Annotated in this window: 17 protein-coding genes; 13 read left to right on the top strand and 4 right to left on the bottom strand. The window is 69.2% G+C overall.

All coding sequences use genetic code 11. The annotated features are described in order from the left end of the window. Positions 1–1128, bottom strand: coding sequence for a PQQ-dependent sugar dehydrogenase (locus ACYVF6_RS29935; RefSeq protein WP_460525964.1), 1128 nt, complete (start codon positions 1126–1128; stop codon positions 1–3). 50 nt (positions 1129–1178) lie between these two features. Between ACYVF6_RS29935 and ACYVF6_RS29930 the strand changes: the two genes are divergently transcribed. Further along, entirely contained in the window at positions 1179–2216 is a 1038-nt protein-coding gene (locus tag ACYVF6_RS29930) for a patatin-like phospholipase family protein (protein WP_460525963.1), read from the top strand. Beyond that, positions 2209–3132: a 2-hydroxyacid dehydrogenase gene (locus tag ACYVF6_RS29925; RefSeq protein ID WP_460525962.1), complete on the top strand. Its 924-nt coding sequence runs from the start codon at positions 2209–2211 to the stop codon at positions 3130–3132. The genes ACYVF6_RS29930 and ACYVF6_RS29925 overlap by 8 nt, the downstream gene beginning before the upstream one ends. A 7-nt stretch (positions 3133–3139) precedes the next feature. Here ACYVF6_RS29925 and ACYVF6_RS29920 read toward each other — a convergent pair whose 3' ends face one another. After that, the gene (locus tag ACYVF6_RS29920) at positions 3140–3961 is read right to left on the bottom strand and encodes an AfsR/SARP family transcriptional regulator (RefSeq protein ID WP_460525961.1); all 822 of its coding nucleotides are present in this window, start codon (positions 3959–3961) and stop codon (positions 3140–3142) included. A gap of 182 nt (positions 3962–4143) precedes the next feature. Here ACYVF6_RS29920 and ACYVF6_RS29915 point away from each other — a divergent pair, with 182 nt between their 5' ends. Both ACYVF6_RS29915 and ACYVF6_RS29910 read left to right on the top strand, forming a co-directional pair. Further along, the gene (locus tag ACYVF6_RS29915; RefSeq protein ID WP_460525959.1) at positions 4144–5931 is read left to right on the top strand and encodes an AfsR/SARP family transcriptional regulator; all 1788 of its coding nucleotides are present in this window, start codon (positions 4144–4146) and stop codon (positions 5929–5931) included. A gap of 14 nt (positions 5932–5945) precedes the next feature. Further along, positions 5946–7223 carry a tetratricopeptide repeat protein gene (locus ACYVF6_RS29910; protein ID WP_460525958.1) on the top strand — a complete coding sequence of 426 codons (1278 nt, stop codon included), beginning with the start codon at positions 5946–5948 and terminating at the stop codon, positions 7221–7223. 4 nt (positions 7224–7227) lie between these two features. Here the strand turns inward: ACYVF6_RS29910 and ACYVF6_RS29905 are convergent, their stop codons facing one another. Beyond that, complete coding sequence (locus tag ACYVF6_RS29905; RefSeq protein ID WP_460525957.1) at positions 7228–8739, bottom strand: DUF2079 domain-containing protein; 1512 nt, start codon at positions 8737–8739, stop codon at positions 7228–7230. 210 nt (positions 8740–8949) lie between these two features. Between ACYVF6_RS29905 and ilvD the strand changes: the two genes are divergently transcribed. From ilvD to ilvC, 7 genes are all read left to right on the top strand, one after another. Further along, a complete protein-coding gene (ilvD, locus tag ACYVF6_RS29900; RefSeq protein ID WP_460525956.1) occupies positions 8950–10623 on the top strand; it encodes a dihydroxy-acid dehydratase in 1674 nt (557 codons plus the stop codon). A gap of 36 nt (positions 10624–10659) precedes the next feature. Then, the gene (locus ACYVF6_RS29895) at positions 10660–11256 is read left to right on the top strand and encodes a pyridoxamine 5'-phosphate oxidase family protein (protein WP_460525955.1); all 597 of its coding nucleotides are present in this window, start codon (positions 10660–10662) and stop codon (positions 11254–11256) included. A gap of 104 nt (positions 11257–11360) precedes the next feature. Then, positions 11361–11612: a hypothetical protein gene (locus ACYVF6_RS29890; RefSeq protein WP_460525954.1), complete on the top strand. Its 252-nt coding sequence runs from the start codon at positions 11361–11363 to the stop codon at positions 11610–11612. A gap of 96 nt (positions 11613–11708) precedes the next feature. Continuing rightward, positions 11709–11966 carry a hypothetical protein gene (locus ACYVF6_RS29885; RefSeq protein ID WP_460525953.1) on the top strand — a complete coding sequence of 86 codons (258 nt, stop codon included), beginning with the start codon at positions 11709–11711 and terminating at the stop codon, positions 11964–11966. Positions 11967–12225: 259 nt separating this feature from the next. Then, complete coding sequence (locus tag ACYVF6_RS29880; RefSeq protein ID WP_460525952.1) at positions 12226–13971, top strand: acetolactate synthase large subunit; 1746 nt, start codon at positions 12226–12228, stop codon at positions 13969–13971. Positions 13972–14004: 33 nt separating this feature from the next. Further along, positions 14005–14529, top strand: a complete 525-nt coding sequence (ilvN, locus tag ACYVF6_RS29875) for an acetolactate synthase small subunit (protein ID WP_460525951.1) — start codon at positions 14005–14007, stop codon at positions 14527–14529. A 48-nt stretch (positions 14530–14577) separates the two neighbouring features. Then, the gene (gene ilvC / locus ACYVF6_RS29870) at positions 14578–15609 is read left to right on the top strand and encodes an NADP-dependent ketol-acid reductoisomerase (protein ID WP_460525950.1); all 1032 of its coding nucleotides are present in this window, start codon (positions 14578–14580) and stop codon (positions 15607–15609) included. A gap of 78 nt (positions 15610–15687) precedes the next feature. Here ilvC and ACYVF6_RS29865 read toward each other — a convergent pair whose 3' ends face one another. After that, positions 15688–16482, bottom strand: coding sequence for a thioredoxin domain-containing protein (locus ACYVF6_RS29865; RefSeq protein ID WP_460525949.1), 795 nt, complete (start codon positions 16480–16482; stop codon positions 15688–15690). Between the two features lie 258 nt (positions 16483–16740). Here ACYVF6_RS29865 and serA point away from each other — a divergent pair, with 258 nt between their 5' ends. Further along, complete coding sequence (serA, locus tag ACYVF6_RS29860; protein WP_460525948.1) at positions 16741–18369, top strand: phosphoglycerate dehydrogenase; 1629 nt, start codon at positions 16741–16743, stop codon at positions 18367–18369. A 58-nt stretch (positions 18370–18427) separates the two neighbouring features. Next, positions 18428–19357, top strand: coding sequence for a DUF5829 family protein (locus ACYVF6_RS29855; RefSeq protein ID WP_460525947.1), 930 nt, complete (start codon positions 18428–18430; stop codon positions 19355–19357). Positions 19358–19431 lie beyond the last annotated feature (74 nt).

Raw genomic sequence — 19431 nt, 5'->3', positions numbered from 1 at the left:
TCACGACAGCGCGACGCGGAGAATCCTGTCGTCGTCGGGCCGGCGGTACTCCTCACCCCGGCCGTCGGTGTTGCTGGTCGTCAGCCACAGCGAGCCGTCCGGCGCGGGCACGACCGTACGCAGCCGGCCGTAGTCGCCCTCGAAGTACGCCTTCGGCTCGCCCACGACCTGCTCACCGTCGACCTCGATCCGCCACAGCCGGGCGCCGCGCAGCGAGGCCATCCAGATCGCGCCGCCGGCGTACGCGATGCCGGACGGCGACGCGTCGGACGTCGGCCACACCGCCAGCGGGTCGACGTACTTGCCGCCCGCGGTGCCGGCCTTGCCCTCGACCTCCGGCCAGCCGTAGTTCTTGCCGGGTTCGATCAGGTTGATCTCGTCCCAGGTGTCCTGGCCGAACTCCGCGGCCCACAGCCGGCCCTGCGGGTCGAACGCCAGTCCCTGCGGGTTGCGGTGCCCGTAGCTCCACACCGGCGAGTTGTCGAACGGGTTACCAGGAGCGGGGTCACCCGAGGTCGTGATCCGCAGGATCTTCCCGCCCAGCGAGTCGAGGTCCTGTGCGAGCGGCGGGTTACCGGCCTCGCCGGCGGTGACGTACAGGTAGCCGTCCGGGCCGAAGACCATCCGGCCGCCGTTGTGGTTCCCCGCGCTCGGCAGGCCGTCGAGGATCACCTCGGGCTCGCCGAGCCCACCGCCTCCACCGGACGACGGCGTGTACCCCATCTTCACGATCCGGTTGTCGTCGGACGCGGTGAAGTAGGCGTACAGCACGTTGTCCTTGAACGCGAGCCCCAGCAGCCCGCCCTCACCGCCGGGCTCCACATCCGGCACGGTGCCGACCTCCGAGACCTGACCGGAAGCGGTTACCCGCTTGACCTTCCCGGTGTCGCGCTCGGACAGCAGCGCGGTCCCGTCAGGCAGGAACAGCAGTCCCCACGGCGTGGTCAACCGGGACGCGATCGTGCCCGCCACCGCCGGCTCCGGCGCGGCCGACGACCCTGGTGAACGGGAGAACGTCGGCGACGGCTCCGGCGTCGTCCGTGGTCCGGGCGGCGGCTGATCGGTCGTCTGCCCGGAGCATCCGGCGAGCAGGACGACCACTGTGAAGAGCATCGACGCCAGTCTCACGGTGTCTCCTTCGGCACAGCGGGGCGAAGTGACCAGACTAGAGTCGAAACATGAAAACCGATCGAAAACCAGAGTCTCGTAACGCCGATCTGGTTCTCGAGGGCGGCGGGGTGAAGGGCCTCGGCCTGGTCGGCGCGGTGACGGCGCTGGCGGAGGCCGGCTATCGCTTCCAGCGAACGGCGGGCACCTCGGCAGGTGCGATCGTGGCGTGCCTGATCGCCGCGCTCAACCATGCCGGCGAATCGTACGACCGGCTGGAAGACATCGCTCGCACCATCGACTACCGCAAGTTCCGCGACCGCGGCCGGATCGGCTCGGTGATGGCCGGCGTCGGGCTCGGCCCGCTGGTCGACGGCTTGTCGGTGCTGCTCGACGACGGCGTCTACGAGGGGGAATACCTCCGGCGGTGGCTGGAGAACGTGCTCGGCGAGTTCGGCGTACGCAGGTTCGGCGACCTGCGGCTGCCCGACGATCCCGGCTCCGACCTGCCTGCGGAGAAACGGTACGGCCTGGTCGTCATCGTCAGCGACCTGTCCCGGCAGCGGATGATCCGGTTCCCCTGGGACTGCGGCGACTACGGCCTCGAGCCCGACGAGCTGCCGGTCGCGCTCGCCGTCCGCGCGTCGGCGTCCATTCCGTTCTTCTTCGAGCCGGTGACGCTGCAGGCAGGTGCCGAGCACGGCCGGAGCACGCTGGTCGACGGTGGGCTGCTGTCGAACTACCCCATCACGATCTTCGACCGGCAGGACAGGACACCGCCGCGCTGGCCGACGTTCGGCGTGCGGCTGTCGCCGGCCGACCTCCCGATCTCGTCCGAGCCGATCAAGGGCGCCTTGTCGCTTGGCAAGTCGGTGTTCGAGACGATGGTGCAGGCGCACGACGCGCTGGCGTTGGAAAATCCCGCGATCCGGGCGCGGACGATCTTCGTCGACACCGATGCCATCTCGGCCGTCGATTTCGGCATCTCCGACGAGGAGCAGGACATGCTGATGTCGACCGGGTGCCACGCCGGCGAGGAGTTCTTGCAGAATTGGGACTTCGGGGCCTACATCAAGCGATATCGAGGAGAAGATCCGGCCGATGGTTGACGCACGCGTATGGCTGCCCGAGTCACCTGCCGTCTACGACGGGCTGCCCGGCGGCATCGCCGTCGACGTCTACGACGGTGACTCCGAGCCGCCGGCGTCGATCTCCGAGGTCGAGTTCTACGTCCCTCCGTACATGGCCGGTGTGCACACGCTCGAGGTGATCCGGCAGATGTCGAAGCTGCGGGTCGTGCAGACGTTGACGGCCGGCGTCGAGAACGTCAAGCCGTACCTGCCCGACGGCGTGCTGCTCTGCAACGCCCGCGGCGTGCACGACGCCAGCACGGCCGAGCTCGGCGTGGGTCTGATCCTGGCGGCGCTGCGAGGGTTTCCCGACTTCGTACGATCGCAGGATCGCGGTGAGTGGAGGCTGAACGACCGCCGGCAGTCGCTTGCCGACAAGCAGGTGCTGATCGTGGGCTACGGCTCGATCGGTGAGGCGCTGGAGCGGCGGCTGCTGCCGAACGAGTGCTCGGTCGTACGAGTGGCCCGGCGCGCGCGGCCGGACGCCGGCGTGCACGGAGTCGACGAGCTCCCGGCGCTGCTGCCGCAGGCCGACGTCGTGGTGATGCTGCTGCCCAACACCACCGAGACCAAGGGCATGGTCGACGCGAAGTTCCTCGCGTCGATGAAGGAAGGCGCGCTGTTCGTCAACATCGCCCGCGGCCCGATCGTCGACACCGACGCGCTGGTGGCCGAGCTCGGCAGGCGGCGCATCCTGGCCGCCCTCGACGTGACCGATCCGGAGCCGCTGCCGGCCGGCCATCCGCTGTGGACCGCGCCCGGCGTCCTGATCAGCCCGCACGTCGGTGGCAACACCTCGGCGTTCGTCCCCCGCGGCCGGCGGCTGGTGGCGGAGCAGCTCGGCCGCTACGTCGCAGGCGAGCCGCTGACCAACATCGTCACCGGCGCCTACTGAAGCGCCGTCATACCGGCACCCTGGCGGGCGCCGAACGCGACTCCTCGAACAACCGGCGGTTGTCGAAGAGGACCGTGTCGTGGCGGTTGAGCGCGGCCAGGTGCAGCTCCCTCAGAGACTCGCCGGGTTCCACGCCGAGCTCCTCGATCAGGCGGGTTCGCGCGATGCCGTACGTGGCCAGCGCCTCCGAGATCTGGCCGGTGCGGTACTGGCTGACCAGCAGGAGGCGGAACGCCCGTTCGCGGGTGGGAAACACCCCGACGTGCGCGCTCAGCTGGTCGGCCAGGCCCACGGTGTCCCCGACGGCGAGCCGGGTCGCCAGCAGGTCCTCCTTGGCCGCGACGTACTCCTGGTTGAGCCCGTAGAGGCGGACGGCGAGCTGCCCGCCGGTGGGTGCGCCGACCCCGGCCGGTCCGCGCCAGAGCCCGATCGCGGCATTGAGCTGGACGAGAGCGTCGTGGAACCGGCCGGCGACGAGCTCGACCCGGCCGTTCGTCCACGCCTCCCGGAACCGGAACAGGTCGAGCTCCTCGGCCGCCAGCTGGATGGAGTAGCCACCTCCCCGGAACGTGACGAGCCGTCCCGGGAGCCGGCTGTCGACCGACGTCAGCTGCCTGCGCAGGCGCATGGCGAACTTGCGCAGGTTGTCGGTCGCCGAGACGGGAGCACCGGACCAGAGGTCGACGATCAGGTCCGGCTGCGGAACGACGAGGTTGGCCCTGAGCAGCAGCGCGGCCAGCAGCCCGCGGACATGTGACCCGCTGACCTGGTGGAAGCCACCGCCCAGCCGTACACCGATGGGGCCGAGCAGCCCGAAGCTCGCGTCCACCGATCGCCTCCTCTCGCCTCTGAAGAAACCTGGCGAGCTCAGCGTGCTCCAGGCGGCTTGACAAGCGGCCACACACGGACGTGTAGGTGGTGCGGATCGGAATTGTCCGACCGAGCTGTCCGGTCCGCCGCCGGTGTTAGAGTCGGCGAGTTGTCCAGTTACGAGCTGTGGGGCGGCTTGGCGTGGACTTTCGCATCCTGGGGCCGCTGGAAGTGCGGTCCGAACGTGGGCAGGCGCGCCCACTGGTCCGGCGTAAGCAGAGGTTGCTGCTCGCTGGTTTGCTCGTCAACGCCAACCGGTCCGTCACCACCGAGCGGATCGTCGACTGGCTGTGGGGCGCGCGTCCACCGGCGTCCGCGGTGCAGAACCTCTACAGCTACGTCTCCGACCTGCGCCGGCAACTTCACGACGGCACCCGCGAACGCACCCGGATCGAGACCCAGCCCGGCCGGTATCTCTTGCGCGTCGAGCCGGGCGAGCTCGACGCCGCGGTGTTCGAGGACACCGTCGTCCGCGCGGCCCGGGCGGCTGACGATGGCGAGCCCGCGGTCGCCGCGGAACGGTTCGGCCGAGCGCTGGGGCTGTGGCACGGCGACCTCGTACTGGAAGGGCTGTCGCTGCCGGCGTCGCTGCGCACGGAGGCACTGCGGCTGGAGGAGCTTCGGACGACCGCGTTCGAGGGATCCCTGACCGCCCGGCTCGCGCTCGGCCGGCCCGAGGACCTGGTGCCCGAGCTCGAGACCGCCACCCATCGGTTTCCGCTGCGGGAGCCGTTGTGGGCGCTCCTCGTCCAGGCCCTGCACCAGGCCGGCCGGCAGGCCGAGGCGCTGGCCGCGTTCCAGCGCGCCTCCCAGGTGATCGAGGAGGAGCTGCAGGCCGAGCCTGGCGAGCAGCTGCAGCTGCTTTACCAGCACGTCCGGTCCGGCGCCGCGAGTCAGGGCACGACGGGAACGCGGGCATCGAACGCCGTGACCGCCGTACCCGCCGGGACGACGTTCGTACGACCGGCCGAGCTCCCGCGTACGGCCGCGTGGTTCGCCGGACGGCACGCCGAGCTGGCCGGCCTGCGCCGGTTGTCCGGTGAGGTGGCCGGCCGCTCGCGGGAGACCGTCACGATCACGACGATCAGCGGCATGGCCGGCATCGGGAAGACGGCGCTCGCCGTCCAGGCGGCGCACCTCCTGGCGCCGGACTATCCCGACGGGCAGATCTTCCTGGACCTCCATGGGCATACCGAGGGCGTGCCGCCGTTCGGTCCGGGAAGGGCGCTCGGCAGCCTGCTCCGTTCGGCGGGCGTACCCAGCGAGCGCGTGCCCGCGGAGCTCGACGAGCGGGCGGCGCTGTGGCGGACCACGCTGGCCGGCAAGCGGATGCTGATCGTGCTCGACAACGCGGCTTCCGAGGCGCAGGTTCGCCAGCTGCTGCCCGGGACACCCGGTTGCCTGACCCTGATCACCAGCCGCCGGCAGCTGGCCGGGCTGGACGACGCCCAGGCGGTGTTCCTGGCCGAGCTGCCACTGCCCGACGCGGTCGACCTGTTCGCCGACGCTGTGGGCAGCGGCAGGCAGGTCACTCCGGCGGACCGCTCGCTGGTCGCGGAGGTCGTCGAGCTCTGTGGCCGGCTACCGCTGGCGATCCAGCTCGCCGCCGCGCGGCTGCGACATCGGCCAGGCTGGACCGTGGCGCAGCTCGGCGATCGGCTGCGGCAGCAGCAGGGCCGGCTGGCCGAGCTGGAAGCCGGGGAACGTTCGGTGGCGGCCTCGTTCCGCCTGTCGTACGAGCAACTCGACGAGGAGCAGCGGCGGGCCTTCCGCCTGCTCGGGCTGTTTCCGAGCGCGGACATCGACGTCGGTGCCCTCGCTGCACTGGCCGGGATATCAGAACAGCGAGCAGACCGTCTGCTCGGCCATCTGCTCGACACCACCTGCTCCAGCAGGGCACGCCTGACCGCTACCGCTTCCACGACCTGATTCGTGCTTATGCGGTGCGGTTGTGCGCCGAGCAGGAGCCGGAGCCCGAGCAGTCCGAAGCTTTGGCGAGGCTGTTCGACCACTACGTCCGCACGTCGTCGGCGGCGGTGGCCACGATCTACCCGTACCGCGCGGAGCGCCTGCCTCGGATCGAGCCGCCCGCACCCGTCCCGGCCTTCTCCGGTGCGAGGGATGCCACCGCCTGGCTGGAGTCGCAGCTGGGGAACCTGCTCGCGGCGGCCGCGGAAGCCTCCGACCGCGACCGGCCGGCGGACGCCATCCGGCTGGCGTCGGCGCTGTTCTGGCATCTCCGGGTCCGCGGGTACTACTCGGAGTCCGAGCCCTTGCACACAAGGGCAGTGCGGCATGCTCACCGACTCGGCGACCGCCAGGCGGAGGCCGAGGCGCTGATCGCGCTCGGACACGCCCACCGCGGGCTCGGCCACTACGCCTCGGCGACCGAATGCTTCGAGCGGGCGCTGGCGTTCGCCGACGAGCTCGGCTTCGGTGTGGGGGAGCGGGATGCGACGGACGCGCTCGGCAACCTGCACGCGCTTCGTGGCCGGTACGAAGCGGCAGCCGGCTGCTTCGAGCACGCGCTCGCGGTCGCGCGGCGGATCCGCGACCGCGGCGGCGAGCTCGGCGCGCTGCTGGGGCTGGGCAGTGCTTGTCGCTGGCGCGGGATGCCCGACTCCGCCGCTGACTGCTACGAGCAGGCCCTGGTCATCGCGCGGGAGATCGCGGACCACGGCGGCGTGTTGCGGGCACTGCTCGGGCTGGCCCGCATCCGGCTGACTCAGCATTCGTACGACCAGGCGACTCCGCTGTTCGAGTCGGCACTGGACACCGCGGCGGCATGCGGTGACCGGCCCGGCGAGCTCGGAGCCCTGTGCGGCCTGGGCGACGTCCAGCTCACGGTCGACCAGCCTGGCCGGGCGCTGGAGCACTTCGAACAGGTCCTGAAGCGCGCTCTCGAGATCGGCGACCGCAACTACCAGATCGAAGGGCTGCTCGGCTGCGGCAAGGCGAAGCAGGCGCTCGGGCGCTGCACGGAGGCGCTCGCGGATCACGAGGAGGCCAGGCGAGCCGCTGAGGAGGTCGACCAGCCGGAGGATCGTGCTCGCGCGCACGACGGGATCGCCCGGGCCCAACGTGCGCTCGGCCGGATCGATGCGGCCAGGGCGCACTGGGAGCGAAGCCTGGCGATCCTGGAGGATCTCGACCTCCCGCTGCTTTCGGAGCTCGTCGACGTCGAGGCGGCCCGTAGGTTCCTGGCCGAGTCCGCGGTCTGAGACCCTACTGTCCGGTCGGCCGGTGGAGGACGACGAAGCCTTCGTTCTCGTAGACGATCCGATAGCCCATGGCGACGAGCTCGGGGACGCGTTTGGCCTGGTCCTCGACGGAGTTCCAGGGGTAGTGGATCCGCTCGGTGTTGGCGACCACCCACGGCACGTCATGGAACTTCGGCTCCCACAACAGCACCGTCGTGCGTCCGGTCAGAGCAGGGCCGACTGTGTTGTAGGCGTCGACCGTGACTCCGTCAGGAACGTGGTCGGCTGCTTCCCTCGCGGCGGCGACCTCCGGACCACCCCGGTAGAAGTCCGGACTGAACAGCTTTCCGAGGTAGTTGTCCTTGACGAGGAACAACGAGATGACGCAGACGATCGCCGCCCATCCGAACGCGATCGGACGTAAGGCGCGCCGCGGCTCGCGCCGCCGGTCCCACCACCGCTGGATGCGTGCGACCGCGTCGACTGCCGCGCAGATCAGGATGACGATGACGAACGCGTCGTACTGGAAGTCGGCCGCCCACCAGTACGGCCGGTCGGACAGCATGCGTTCGAGGATCATCGGCAGCGCGGGCAGGATCAGCGGCGACAGCAGGCAGAGGAACAGCAGCGGCTTCACCATGCCGAGCATGGTGTCAAGTTTCTCTTGCGGCGTGACGAGATTGCTGAGCACGCGGCCAGGGTCGGTGACCATGGTGTGCAGCACTTCGGGCACGTTCCTGCCGAGGTGGTTGTAGGCCCAGAACGTCGCGGGATCACCGCCGAACGCGGGAATCAGGACGCCCCGCGTCACCCCGATGGCAACGATGCCGCCCAGCACGAAGCCCACACCGTAACGGAACCGGCGGGTCAACAGCAGGTAGCAGCCGAATCCGATGATCAGCAGGCCGAGATCTTCCTTCACGAGCAGCAGCCCGAAGCCGGCGAGTGAGCCGGCGAGCGGTTTGCCGGCGTCGAAGCGTTCGACCAGCACCGCCGTCAGGACGGGGACGAACGCCACCTCGTGGAAGTCGAACCCGGCCGCCTGCGCGACCGCCGCCGACGTGGCGTACATGATGACGACGAGGTACGCGGGCGCGGTGCCCAGCTTGCGCTGGGTATAGATCCACAGCGGCGGTATCGCGAGCGCGAACAGCACCGACTGCGCGACGATCAGCGTCGACGGACTGTCATGGATCCAGTACAACGGCGCCAGTACGGCCAGAATCGGCGAGAAGTGGTCGGCGAGCTGCAGGAAGTCCGGCCCCTGGCCGAGGAAGGCGCCGCGCGCCGGAGTCGTCGGCGCGCCGAAGTGCGCATAGCCGCGTACCGCCTGATCGAAGATCACCAGGTCGAACGTCGAAGCCCGGAAGTTGCGGAGGTTGACCAGGCCCAGCAGGGAGTAGGCCACGGCAGAGACGAGCGTGATCAGGCCGACACCGATCCGGTTCGGCGTGATCCTGATCCCTCGCCGCGCGGCGGACGGCAAAGCGTGGAGCCGTTCCCGCCAGGCGGTTGCCTCTGCGTTCGACCGAGCCATCCCGGAAGCATAGGGCGATAGCCTCAAAAGACCACGCCGTGTCCACTCGCCGAGGATCTCGGCCTTCCCCACAACAAGGTTCGTTCGGACGTAGGCACCCGGGCGCGGAGTGGACGTGACCGAACTCCGGACGCGGCGTCCGGAGTTCGAGCGGCAGTCGTACAGTGAGCCTTCGGCAGACGTACACACCTGGACGAGGACGCGAGAACGATGGCAGATCTGAAGCCGCGCAGCCGTGAGGTGACCGATGGACTGGAGAAGACCGCGGCACGCGGCATGCTCCGCGCCGTCGGCATGGGTGACGAGGACTGGGAGAAGCCGCAGATCGGCGTAGCGTCCTCGTGGAACGAGATCACGCCCTGCAACCTCTCGCTCGACCGGCTCGCCAAGGCCGCCAAGGACGGCGTGCACGCCGCCGGCGGCTACCCCCTGGAGTTCGGCACGATCTCGGTGTCCGACGGCATCTCGATGGGGCACGTCGGCATGCACTTCTCGCTGGTGTCGCGCGAGATCATCGCCGACTCGGTCGAGACGGTGATGGAGGCCGAGCGCCTGGACGGTTCGGTGCTGCTGGCCGGCTGCGACAAGAGCCTGCCCGGCATGCTGATGGCCGCCGCGCGGCTCGATCTGGCGTCGGTGTTCGTCTACGCCGGCTCGATCCTGCCCGGCAAGGTCGACGGCCGCGACGTCACGATCATCGACGCGTTCGAGGCCGTGGGTGCCTGCGCGCGCGGGCTGATCTCCCGCGAGAAGGTCGACGAGATCGAACGCGCGATCTGCCCAGGTGAGGGCGCGTGCGGCGGCATGTACACCGCGAACACCATGGCGACGGCGGCCGAGGCGCTCGGGATGGCGCTGCCGGGCTCGTCGGCGCCGCCGGCGGTCGACCGTCGCCGGGACGGGATCGCGCGGCGTTCCGGTGAGGCGGTCGTCGAGATGCTGCGGCTGGGACTCACGGCACGGCAGATCATGACCAAGCCGGCGTTCGAGAACGCCATCGCCGCGGTGATGGCGCTCGGCGGCTCGACCAACGCGGTGTTGCACCTGCTGGCGATCGCGCGCGAGGCCGAGGTCGACCTGACCCTGGACGATTTCACGCGGATCGGCGCGAAGGTGCCGCACCTGGGCGACCTGAAGCCGTTCGGCCAGTACGTCATGGCCGACGTCGACCGGGTCGGTGGCATCCCGGTGGTGCTGAAGGCACTGCTAGAGGCCGGGCTGCTGAACGGCGACTGCATGACGGTGACCGGCAAGACGATGGCCGAGAACCTCGCCGACATCGACCCGCCGGACGTCGACGGCGTGATCATCCGCGCGATGAAGGAGCCGATCCACAAGACGGGCGGCCTCACGATCCTGTCCGGCTCGCTGGCGCCGGACGGCGCGGTGGTGAAGAGCGCCGGCTTCGACGAGGCGGTGTTCGAGGGCACCGCGCGGGTCTTCGAGCGCGAGCGGGCGGCGCTGGACGCGCTGGAGAACGGCACGATCCAGTCCGGCGACGTCGTGGTGATCCGTTACGAGGGCCCGAAGGGCGGGCCGGGCATGCGCGAGATGCTCGCGATCACCGGCGCGATCAAGGGCGCCGGGCTGGGCAAGGACGTCCTGTTGCTGACCGACGGGCGCTTCTCCGGTGGTACGACGGGCCTGTGCGTCGGACACGTCGCGCCGGAGGCGGTCGACGGTGGCCCGATCGCCTTCATCCGTGACGGCGACCGGATCCGGCTCGACGTCGACAGCCGCACGCTGGACCTGCTGGTGGACGACTCGGAGCTGGACAAGCGCCGGGCCGACTGGCAGCCGCTGCCGCCGCAGTACAGCCGTGGCGTGCTCGGCAAGTACACCAAGCTCGTGGGGTCGGCGTCTCAGGGCGCGGTCTGCGGTTGAGCATTTGCCCGGAACCGGCTGTACGGTCGGCTCACTGTGGGCAAGTTACATGAACGGATAGATGGACGGCTGCGGTCGTTCATCGAGGCACAGCAGGTCTTCTTCGTCGCCACGGCGCCCCTGTCGGGTTCCGGGCGGGTGAACGTCTCGCCGAAAGGAATCGGCGGGACGTTCGCCATTTTGGGGGAGCACCGGGTCGCGTATCTCGACATCACCGCGTCGGGCGCGGAGACGATCGCGCACCTCCGGGAGCCGGGGAACGGGCGGATCACGCTGATGTTCTGCGCCTTCACCGGGCCGCCGAACGTCGTGCGCCTGCACGGCCGTGGTCGCGTGGTGTCGATGTACGAGCCGGAGTACGAATCGCTGCTCGGGCACTTCACGGAGCACCGCGGCGCCCGCGCCGTCATCGTGGTCGACGTCGAGCGGGTGTCGGATTCCTGCGGCTACGGCGTACCGCTCATGTCCTACGAGGGCGAGCGCGACCTGCTGCCGCCGCACATGGACCGCAAGGGCGTCGAGGGCCGCGTGGACTACCGCCGGAAGAAGAACCGCACCAGCATCGACGGCCTCCCCGCCTTCGACGACGACCCGGCGCCGGCACCCACGGACGACACGCCCGAGCTGGTCTGACGAAAGTGACGCGGGGTCGGGCGCGCTGCTACAAATCTCCTTGTTCATAAGGGATTCCGGCCGTTCTGGCCATCCCGTTCGATGGGGAGAAATGGGGAAGTCGCATGACCATGCCTGCCGATCTCGAGTCGCGGTGCGATGCGCTGGAGGAGCGGCTGCACAAGCTGGAGGAGCTGCAGGACGGCGACCGGGCGACGCTGCGGCTGCACGGGCTGCTGCACGAGCAGAGCGTCGAGGTGCAGCGGGAGCACGAGCTGCGGTTCCAGGACCAGCGCAACCAGCTCGCCGAGTTCGGCGGGCGGCTGCGGAAGCTCCTCACGTTCATCGCACCAAGGTCAAGTTATGACAAACCGTGATCGCGCAGGAGCACTCCGTCGAAACCGGGTGGTAGAAACTCTCCTGTTCGATCGCACCATCCTCGCGACCGCGGGGGAGGGAGGAAGGAGCCTACGATGGCGATCACCATGGCAAAGCTCGACAAGCGTGTGACGAAGCTCGAGGAAGACCTCGATGCGCACAGCGAGACGCTCGTGGACGTCCGCGAGCGGCTGGGACGCGTGGAGCGAAGGCTGAACCAGCACTCCGTCGCGCTCGAGCGCATCGAACGAACGCAGGACGAGCACACGTCCACGCTCGAGAAGCACACGTCCACGCTCGACGAGCATGGCCGGAAACTGGACGAGATCCTCGAGCTACTTCGGGCAGCGTGAGGTCGCGCCATTGGTTCAGATGGTGAGATGGGCGTCTCGCGGGCTTGACTCATGGGCGCCCATCCGGGACCGTAGCCTCGTGCGTTCGCAGATTCTCGTACTTCGAAAGCGCGCCGGCTGAGTCCCTCGCGGACGAACCAATGCCAGCGCGCTCCCCTCGCTGCCCACCTCGGGCCGAGGGGTTTTTGCTTGTAAGAGACGATGCACGTACGCCCAACGATCCGGCGAGCAGATCCGGCGAAGAAGGACGACAAAGGCGATGAGTGAGCAGATCACCGGGGCCCAGAGCTTGATCAGGTCCCTGGAGGCGGCGGGTGTCGACACCGTGTTCGGGATTCCCGGCGGTGCGGTACTTCCCGCGTACGACCCGTTGATGGACTCCAAGCAGATCCGCCACATCCTTGTACGCCACGAGCAGGGAGCGGGTCACGCCGCTGAGGGCTACGCGCTCGCCACCGGCAAGGTCGGCGTCTGCATGGCCACGAGTGGCCCCGGCGCCACCAACCTCGTCACCCCGATCGCCGACGCCTACATGGACTCCGTTCCTATGGTCGCGGTGACCGGGCAGGTGGCGAGCACGTCGATCGGTACGGACGCGTTCCAAGAGGCCGACATCCGCGGCATCACGTTCCCGATCACCAAGCACAACTTCCTGGTCACCGACCCCGCGGAGATCCCGGAGGCGATCGCGCAGGCGTTCCACATCGCGGGTACGGGACGGCCGGGTCCGGTCCTGGTCGACGTCGCCAAGGACGCGATGCAGGCGATGACCACGTTCAACTGGCCGACGACCCTCGACCTCCCCGGCTACCGCCCGGTGAGCCGGCCGCACGCCAAGCAGGTCCGCGAGGCGGCGAGGCTCATCACCGAGTCCCAGCGTCCCGTCCTGTACGTCGGCGGTGGCGTGCTGAAGGCCCACGCCGCCAAGGAGCTACGTGTGCTGGCCGAGATGACCGGCATCCCGGTCGTCACCACGCTGATGGCCCGCGGCGCGTTCCCCGACAGCCACCAGCTGCATCTCGGCATGCCCGGCATGCACGGCACGGTGGCCGCCGTCGGCGCGCTGCAGAAGTCCGACCTGATGATCTGCCTGGGCGCCCGGTTCGACGACCGCGTGACCGGCAAGCTGTCGACATTCGCTCCCCAGGCGAAGGTCGTGCACGCCGACATCGACCCGGCGGAGATCTCCAAGAACCGCGTCGCCGACGTGCCGATCGTGGGCGACGCCCGCGAGGTGATCGCCGACCTCGTGGTCGCCGTCCAGGCCGAGCACGAAGCCGGCCGCCGCGGCGACTACACCGCCTGGTGGCGCCTGCTCGACGACTGGCGCGATCGCTACCCGCTGGGTTACGAGAAGCCCGACGACGGCACGCTGGCACCCCAGTACGTCATCGAACGGATCGGCCAGATCGCCGGTCCCGAGGCGCTCTACGTCCCCGGCGTCGGCCAGCACCAGATGTGGGCCGCGCAGTTCATCCAGTACGAAAACCCCGGCACGTTCCTCAACTCCGGGGGTCTCGGCACGATGGGCTTCTCCGTCCCCGCGGCGATGGGCGCCAAGGTCGGGCGCCCGCAGAACACCGTCTGGGCGATCGACGGCGACGGCTGCTTCCAGATGACCAACCAGGAGCTCGCGACCTGCGCGCTGGAGGGCATCCCGATCAAGGTCGCGGTGATCAACAACTCCAGCCTGGGCATGGTCCGGCAGTGGCAGACGCTGTTCTACAACGAGCGCTACTCCAACACCGACCTGCACTCCAGCCGGATCCCCGACTTCGCGAAGCTCGCCGAGGCGTACGGCTGCGTCGGCATGCGCTGCGAGAAGACCGAGGACGTCGACGCCACGATCGAGAAGGCGATGGAGATCGACAACCAGCCGGTCGTCATCGACTTCGTGGTGCACCGCGACGCCATGGTCTGGCCGATGGTCGCGGCGGGCACCAGCAACGACGACATCAAGATCGCCCGGGACATGGCTCCCGCCTTCGAGCACGACGACCTCTAGACCGGCACGAGACAGTAAGGAGAGAGCAGAGCAATGTCCCGTCACACGCTGTCCGTGCTGGTCGAGAACAAGCCTGGTGTCCTGGCCAGGATCGCCAGCTTGTTCGCCCGCAGGGGCTTCAACATCGACTCGCTCGCGGTCGGACCGACCGAGCACGCGGACGTCTCCCGGATGACCATAGTCGTCAACGTGGAGGAGTTGCCGCTGGAACAGGTGACGAAACAGCTCAACAAGCTGATCAACGTCATCAAGATCGTCGAGCTCGACCCGTCGACCGCCGTGCAGCGCGAGCTGCTGCTGGTGAAGATCAAGGCCGACGCGTCGACGCGCGGTGCCGTACTGGAAACCGTCCAGTTGTTCCGCGCCAAGGCCGTCGACGTCGCCCCCGACTCGGTGACGATCGAGGCCACCGGCAGTCCCGACAAGCTGGAAGCCATGCTGCGGGTGCTGGAGCCGTTCGGCGTCCGCGAGCTGGTGCAGTCCGGCATGGTCGCGATCGGCCGCGGCGGCCGCTCGATCACCGACCGCACGCTCCGGTCCGTCGAGCGCACCGCCTAGAGTCGGCTACGTACATCGATAGAGAAAGAAAGCGCTGAAGGAGAACTTGTGGCAGCTGAGCTGTTCTACGACGACGACGCCGACATGTCGATCATTTCCGGCAGAACCGTCGCCGTCCTCGGATACGGGAGCCAGGGGCACGCCCACGCGCTGTCGCTTCGTGACTCCGGCGTCGATGTACGCGTAGGCCTGCCGGAGGGGTCGAAGAGCCGCGCCAAGGCCGAGGCCGAGGGCCTGCGTGTGCTGACGCCCGCCGAGGCCGTCGAGGAGTCCGACCTGATCGTGATCCTCGCGCCCGACCCCGCACAGCGCAAGCTGTACACCGAGTCGGTCGAGCCCAACCTGGTCGAGGGCGACGCGCTGGTCTTCGGGCACGGCTTCAACATCCGCTACGGCTACATCAAGCCCCCGCCCGGCGTCGACGTGTTCATGGTCGCGCCGAAGGGCCCGGGCCACCTGGTGCGCCGTGAATACAACGAAGGCCGGGGCGTACCCGTGCTCGTCGCGGTCGAGCAGGACGCGAGCGGCAACGCCTGGCCGCTGGCCCTGTCGTACGCCAAGGGCATCGGCGGGCTGCGGGCCGGCGGCATCAAGACCACGTTCAAGGAAGAGACCGAGACCGACCTGTTCGGCGAGCAGACCGTGCTGTGCGGCGGTGTCTCGGCGCTCATCCAGGCAGGCTTCGAGACGCTGACCGAGGCGGGCTACCAGCCCGAGGTCGCCTACTTCGAGTGCCTGCACGAGCTGAAGCTGATCGTCGACCTGATGTACGAGGGCGGCATCGCCAAGCAGCGCTGGTCGGTGTCCGACACCGCGGAGTACGGCGACTACGTCTCCGGTCCGCGCGTGATCGACGCGAGTGTGAAGGCGCGGATGCAGGAAGTGCTGTCCGACATCCAGGACGGCACGTTCGCGCAGCGGTTCATCGACGACCAGGACGCCGGCGGCCCGGAGTTCAAGAAGTTCCGCGAGGAGGGCGAGCGGCACCCGATCGAGGGCGTCGGCCGCCAGCTCCGCGAGATGATGAGCTGGGTCAAGAGCCACGACGACGACTACGTCGAGGGCACCGCGGCTCGCTGAGCCCCGCGCGCCAGAACCAAACGGCCGCCGCCCGCTCCCAGGCACCTGGGGGTGGGCGGCGGTGCCGTTTCGGGACCCTCAGGCGGTGCCGGTGAGGTCGTCGGAGCGGCCGGCCTCGATCCGCGACCACTGCGGGATCGGACGGCCATTGAGCCGGACGTAGCCCTCCATCGGCTGCGGCCAGCCCGCAGGCGAGTCCTCCCACGGCTCCTGTCGCCCATAGACCGTCAGATCCATCAGCGAGTACGCGCAGTCGACCGCCTCCACGCCGCGCCGGGTGGTCCAGTACGTCTCGAAGACGCGATCGCCTTCGCGGACGTAGCAGACCAGGTGCATCATGCCGATCGTGCGCCCGACGAGGAGCGTGTCGAGCGAGTCCTGCGCGGAGTACCACGGCATGGTCCAGCCCATGAAGTCGCGGTAGCGGCGGCTCTCGGCGTACGGGCCCTGGCAGAAGATCGCGTATGTGATGTCGCGTGAGTGCAGGTACGACAGCTCGGCGACCTGCGTGGCGTTCCAGGTGCAGCCCTCGCACTGGTCGGCGGCGGCGCGGCCCGGGTACCACATGAAGTAGTACGTCATCAGCTGCTTGCGTCCCTCGAACGCCTCGAGCAGCGTGACCGGCCCGTTGGGCCCGACCACCGGGGTCGTGCCGGACACCTCGACCATCGGCAGGCGCCGCCGGGCGGCGGAGACCTGGTCGTACTCGCGGGTGAGCGCCTTCTCCCGCAGCCGCAGCTCGTCCAGCTCGGCCTGGAACGTCGCCCGGTCGACGACCGGGGGCAGGGGCGCCGCGTCGAGCGCGCCGGCCGGCACCAGCTTCGTGTCGGTCCCGTTCGTGCAGCAGCTGTGGTGCGTCGGTTCGGTGGTCATGACGTCTCCTTCTTTTCCGTTTGGTTGCCCCACCGACGAAGGGCCGGAGCAGGGATCGACATCGTGCGCGAAGAAGTTCGAAAATCGTCCGGATCGTGCGCAGGGGAGCGGTCCGGATGCCATACGTAACGACCGATACCGGTTGATGTGGCCCGCGTCACTAAAGCTGTGTGCAGCCCGCCGTTATCCTGGCCGTAACAAGGCCGGGCCCAGAGATGTGCTCGGGGGCAGTCGTCGACCACGTCGGAAGGTCCACCAGTGTCCCCAACTTCGCCCAGCACCCGGCCGTCGCCGGGTATGGCCAAGCCCGTCGTTCTCATCGCTGAGGAGCTGTCCGCCGCCACGGTCGACGCCCTCGGACCCGACTTCGACATCCGCCACTGCAACGGCGCCGACCGCGCCGAGTTGCTGGCCGAGATCGTCGACGCCGACGCGGTCCTGATCCGCAGCGCGACCCGGATCGACGAGGAAGCCCTGGCCGCCGCGCCGCGGCTGAAGGTCGTCGCGCGAGCGGGTGTGGGCCTCGACAACGTAGACGTCCGGTCCGCCACGCTCGCCGGCGTGATGGTCGTCAACGCACCCCAGTCCAACATCATCTCCGCGGCCGAGCACGCGATCGCGCTGCTGCTCTCGGTCGCTCGCCGGGTGTCGGTCGCGCACGCGTCGCTGCGCAAAGGTGAGTGGAAGCGCAGCAAGTTCGCCGGTGTGGAACTCTACGAGAAGACCGTCGGCGTCCTCGGCCTCGGCCGGATCGGCGTGCTGGTCGCCCAGCGGCTGGCCGCGTTCGGCATGAACGTGCTGGCCTACGACCCCTACGTACAGCCCGGCCGGGCCGCGCAGATGGGCGTACGGCTGGTCACGCTCGACGACCTGCTGGCCGAGAGTGACGCGATCACCGTCCATCTCCCGAAGACGCCCGAAACCATCGGCGTGATCGGTGAGGCGGAGCTCGCCAAGCTGCGTCCCGGCGCGATCGTGGTCAATGCCGCACGCGGGGGGATCATCGACGAGCACGCGCTCTATGTCGCCCTCAAGGAAGGCAAGCTCCGGGGGGCGGGAATCGACGTCTTCTCGACCGAGCCGTGCACCGACTCGCCGCTGCTCGAGCTCGACAACGTGGTCGCGACACCCCATCTCGGCGCCAGCACGCAAGAGGCGCAGGAGAAGGCCGGCGTCTCGGTCGCGAAGTCCGTTCGGCTCGCCCTGGCAGGCGAACTCGTACCGGACGCGGTCAACGTCCAGGGTGGTGTGATCGCCGAGGACGTCCGCCCGGGCATTCCGCTGGCCGAGAAGCTGGGCCGGATCTTCACCGCGCTGGCGGGCGAAGTGCCCGAGACGCTCGACGTCGAGGTCCGCGGCGAAATCGTGGAATACGACGTGAAGGTGCTCGAGCTGGCCGCGCTCAAGGGCATCTTCTCCGACATCGTCGAGGCACAGGTCTCGTACGTCAACGTGCCGTTGCTCGCGGCCGAGCGCGGCATCGAGGTCCGGCTGATCACGTCGTCCGACAGTCCCGACTTCCGCAACTTCGTCATGGTCAGCGGCATGCTCCGCGACGGCCGGCGCGCGTCGGTCGCGGGCACGCTGGTCGGCCCGAAGTACGCCGAGCGCATCATCGGGATCGACGGGTTCGACCTCGAGGTCGAACTCACCGACCACATGGTCGTGCTGCGCTACGTCGACCGGCCCGGCATCATCGGCACCGTCGGCCGGATCCTCGGTGAGGCGGACGTCAACATCGCCGGCATGCAGGTGAGCCGGAACCGGCGAGGCGGCATGGCGCTCGCGCTGATGTCGGTCGACTCCAGCGTCCCGCAGCCCGTGCTGGACGAGATGGCGCGCGCGATCTCCGCGGAGTCCGCGCGTTCGATCGACCTCGTGGCATGACTGGCGAGAAGTCGCGAAGCGGCGGCGAAGTCGATCTTGCCGACTTACCATCACTCGCATGCCTATCCTCCGGAAGTTGCGAACGATCGTGGCCGTCGCCGCGGTCGTTCCGCTCGCCCTCGTCGCCGTGACGAACGGGGCCGCGAGCCCGGCGCACGCCGAGACCGGCCAGCGTCAGTTGCTGTTCTTCAACCACGCGTACGGCGTGCTCGACCGGGCGACCGCCGACGCGATCGAGCACTCGGAGTACTTGAAGGAGTTCGCCAACTTCCAGGTCCGCACCACCACCGGTGAGCAGGGCTCGTGGACGGGCCGCTACCTGATGGGGCGCGAAACCTATGTCGAGCTGTTCGGCATCGGCGACCTGCCGGACCCGGACGGCACCTTCGGCTCCGCCGGCCTGGGCGTCTCGGTGGAGCGCGCCGGTGACCTCGAGACCGTGACCGATCGGCTGGTGGACGAGGGCGTCCCGAACCCGATCGAGTTCCACCAGACCCGCGACTTCGGCGACGGTGTACGGGTGCCGTGGTTCGACGCGATCCTCACCACCGCCGAGTACGACAAGTTCGGCGCCTGGGCGATGGAGTACCGGCCGGAGTACCTCGCCGACCCGCGGGCCAACATCGAGCCGGCCAGCTATCCCGGCGACGTGGGCCGCGAGCGCTACCTGAGCGACGCCTACCGCGACCACCTGATGCGCGACGTGTCCGGCATCGAGATCGCGATGACCGCCGGCGACCTCGCCGACACGCTGCCACTCCTGCGTGCCGGCGGCTTCGTCGTCCGAACCCTCCCGGCCGGCGGAGCGATCGCCGTCCGCGGCGGCACCACGATCCGGTTCGACGTTGTCCCGCTCGCCGAGGTGGGTCTCAAGCAGATCGACTTCGTGCTGAACCACCCGGTGGCGCGGCACGTGGAGCAGCTCGGCCAGTCGACGCTCACGATCAACGGCGGGTATGCCAGCTGGCGGTTCTACGGCACAGCCTGAGCAGCGCCCAGCACGTCGATCCCGTCCAGCCATGCGGAGCAGGCCGAGGTTGGCCTGCTCCGCTTCGGGTTCTG

This window comes from Flindersiella endophytica (assembly GCF_054779015.1).
Note: the sequence above shows the minus strand (reverse complement) of the source record. Positions and strands in the feature narration are given on the sequence as shown.

Excerpts from the sequence above, each read along its gene's own strand:
- ACYVF6_RS29925 (WP_460525962.1), top strand. The coding sequence starts at position 2,209 with ATGGTTGACGCACGCGTATGGCTGCCCGAGTCACCTGCCGTCTACGAC.
- ilvD (WP_460525956.1), top strand. The coding sequence starts at position 8,950 with ATGGCAGATCTGAAGCCGCGCAGCCGTGAGGTGACCGATGGACTGGAG.
- ACYVF6_RS29880 (WP_460525952.1), top strand. The coding sequence starts at position 12,226 with ATGAGTGAGCAGATCACCGGGGCCCAGAGCTTGATCAGGTCCCTGGAG.
- ACYVF6_RS29930 (WP_460525963.1), top strand. The coding sequence starts at position 1,179 with ATGAAAACCGATCGAAAACCAGAGTCTCGTAACGCCGATCTGGTTCTC.
- ilvN (WP_460525951.1), top strand. The coding sequence starts at position 14,005 with ATGTCCCGTCACACGCTGTCCGTGCTGGTCGAGAACAAGCCTGGTGTC.
- ACYVF6_RS29890 (WP_460525954.1), top strand. The coding sequence starts at position 11,361 with ATGACCATGCCTGCCGATCTCGAGTCGCGGTGCGATGCGCTGGAGGAG.
- ACYVF6_RS29855 (WP_460525947.1), top strand. The coding sequence starts at position 18,428 with ATGCCTATCCTCCGGAAGTTGCGAACGATCGTGGCCGTCGCCGCGGTC.
- ACYVF6_RS29905 (WP_460525957.1), bottom strand. The coding sequence starts at position 8,739 with ATGGCTCGGTCGAACGCAGAGGCAACCGCCTGGCGGGAACGGCTCCAC.
- ACYVF6_RS29865 (WP_460525949.1), bottom strand. The coding sequence starts at position 16,482 with ATGACCACCGAACCGACGCACCACAGCTGCTGCACGAACGGGACCGAC.
- ACYVF6_RS29885 (WP_460525953.1), top strand. The coding sequence starts at position 11,709 with ATGGCGATCACCATGGCAAAGCTCGACAAGCGTGTGACGAAGCTCGAG.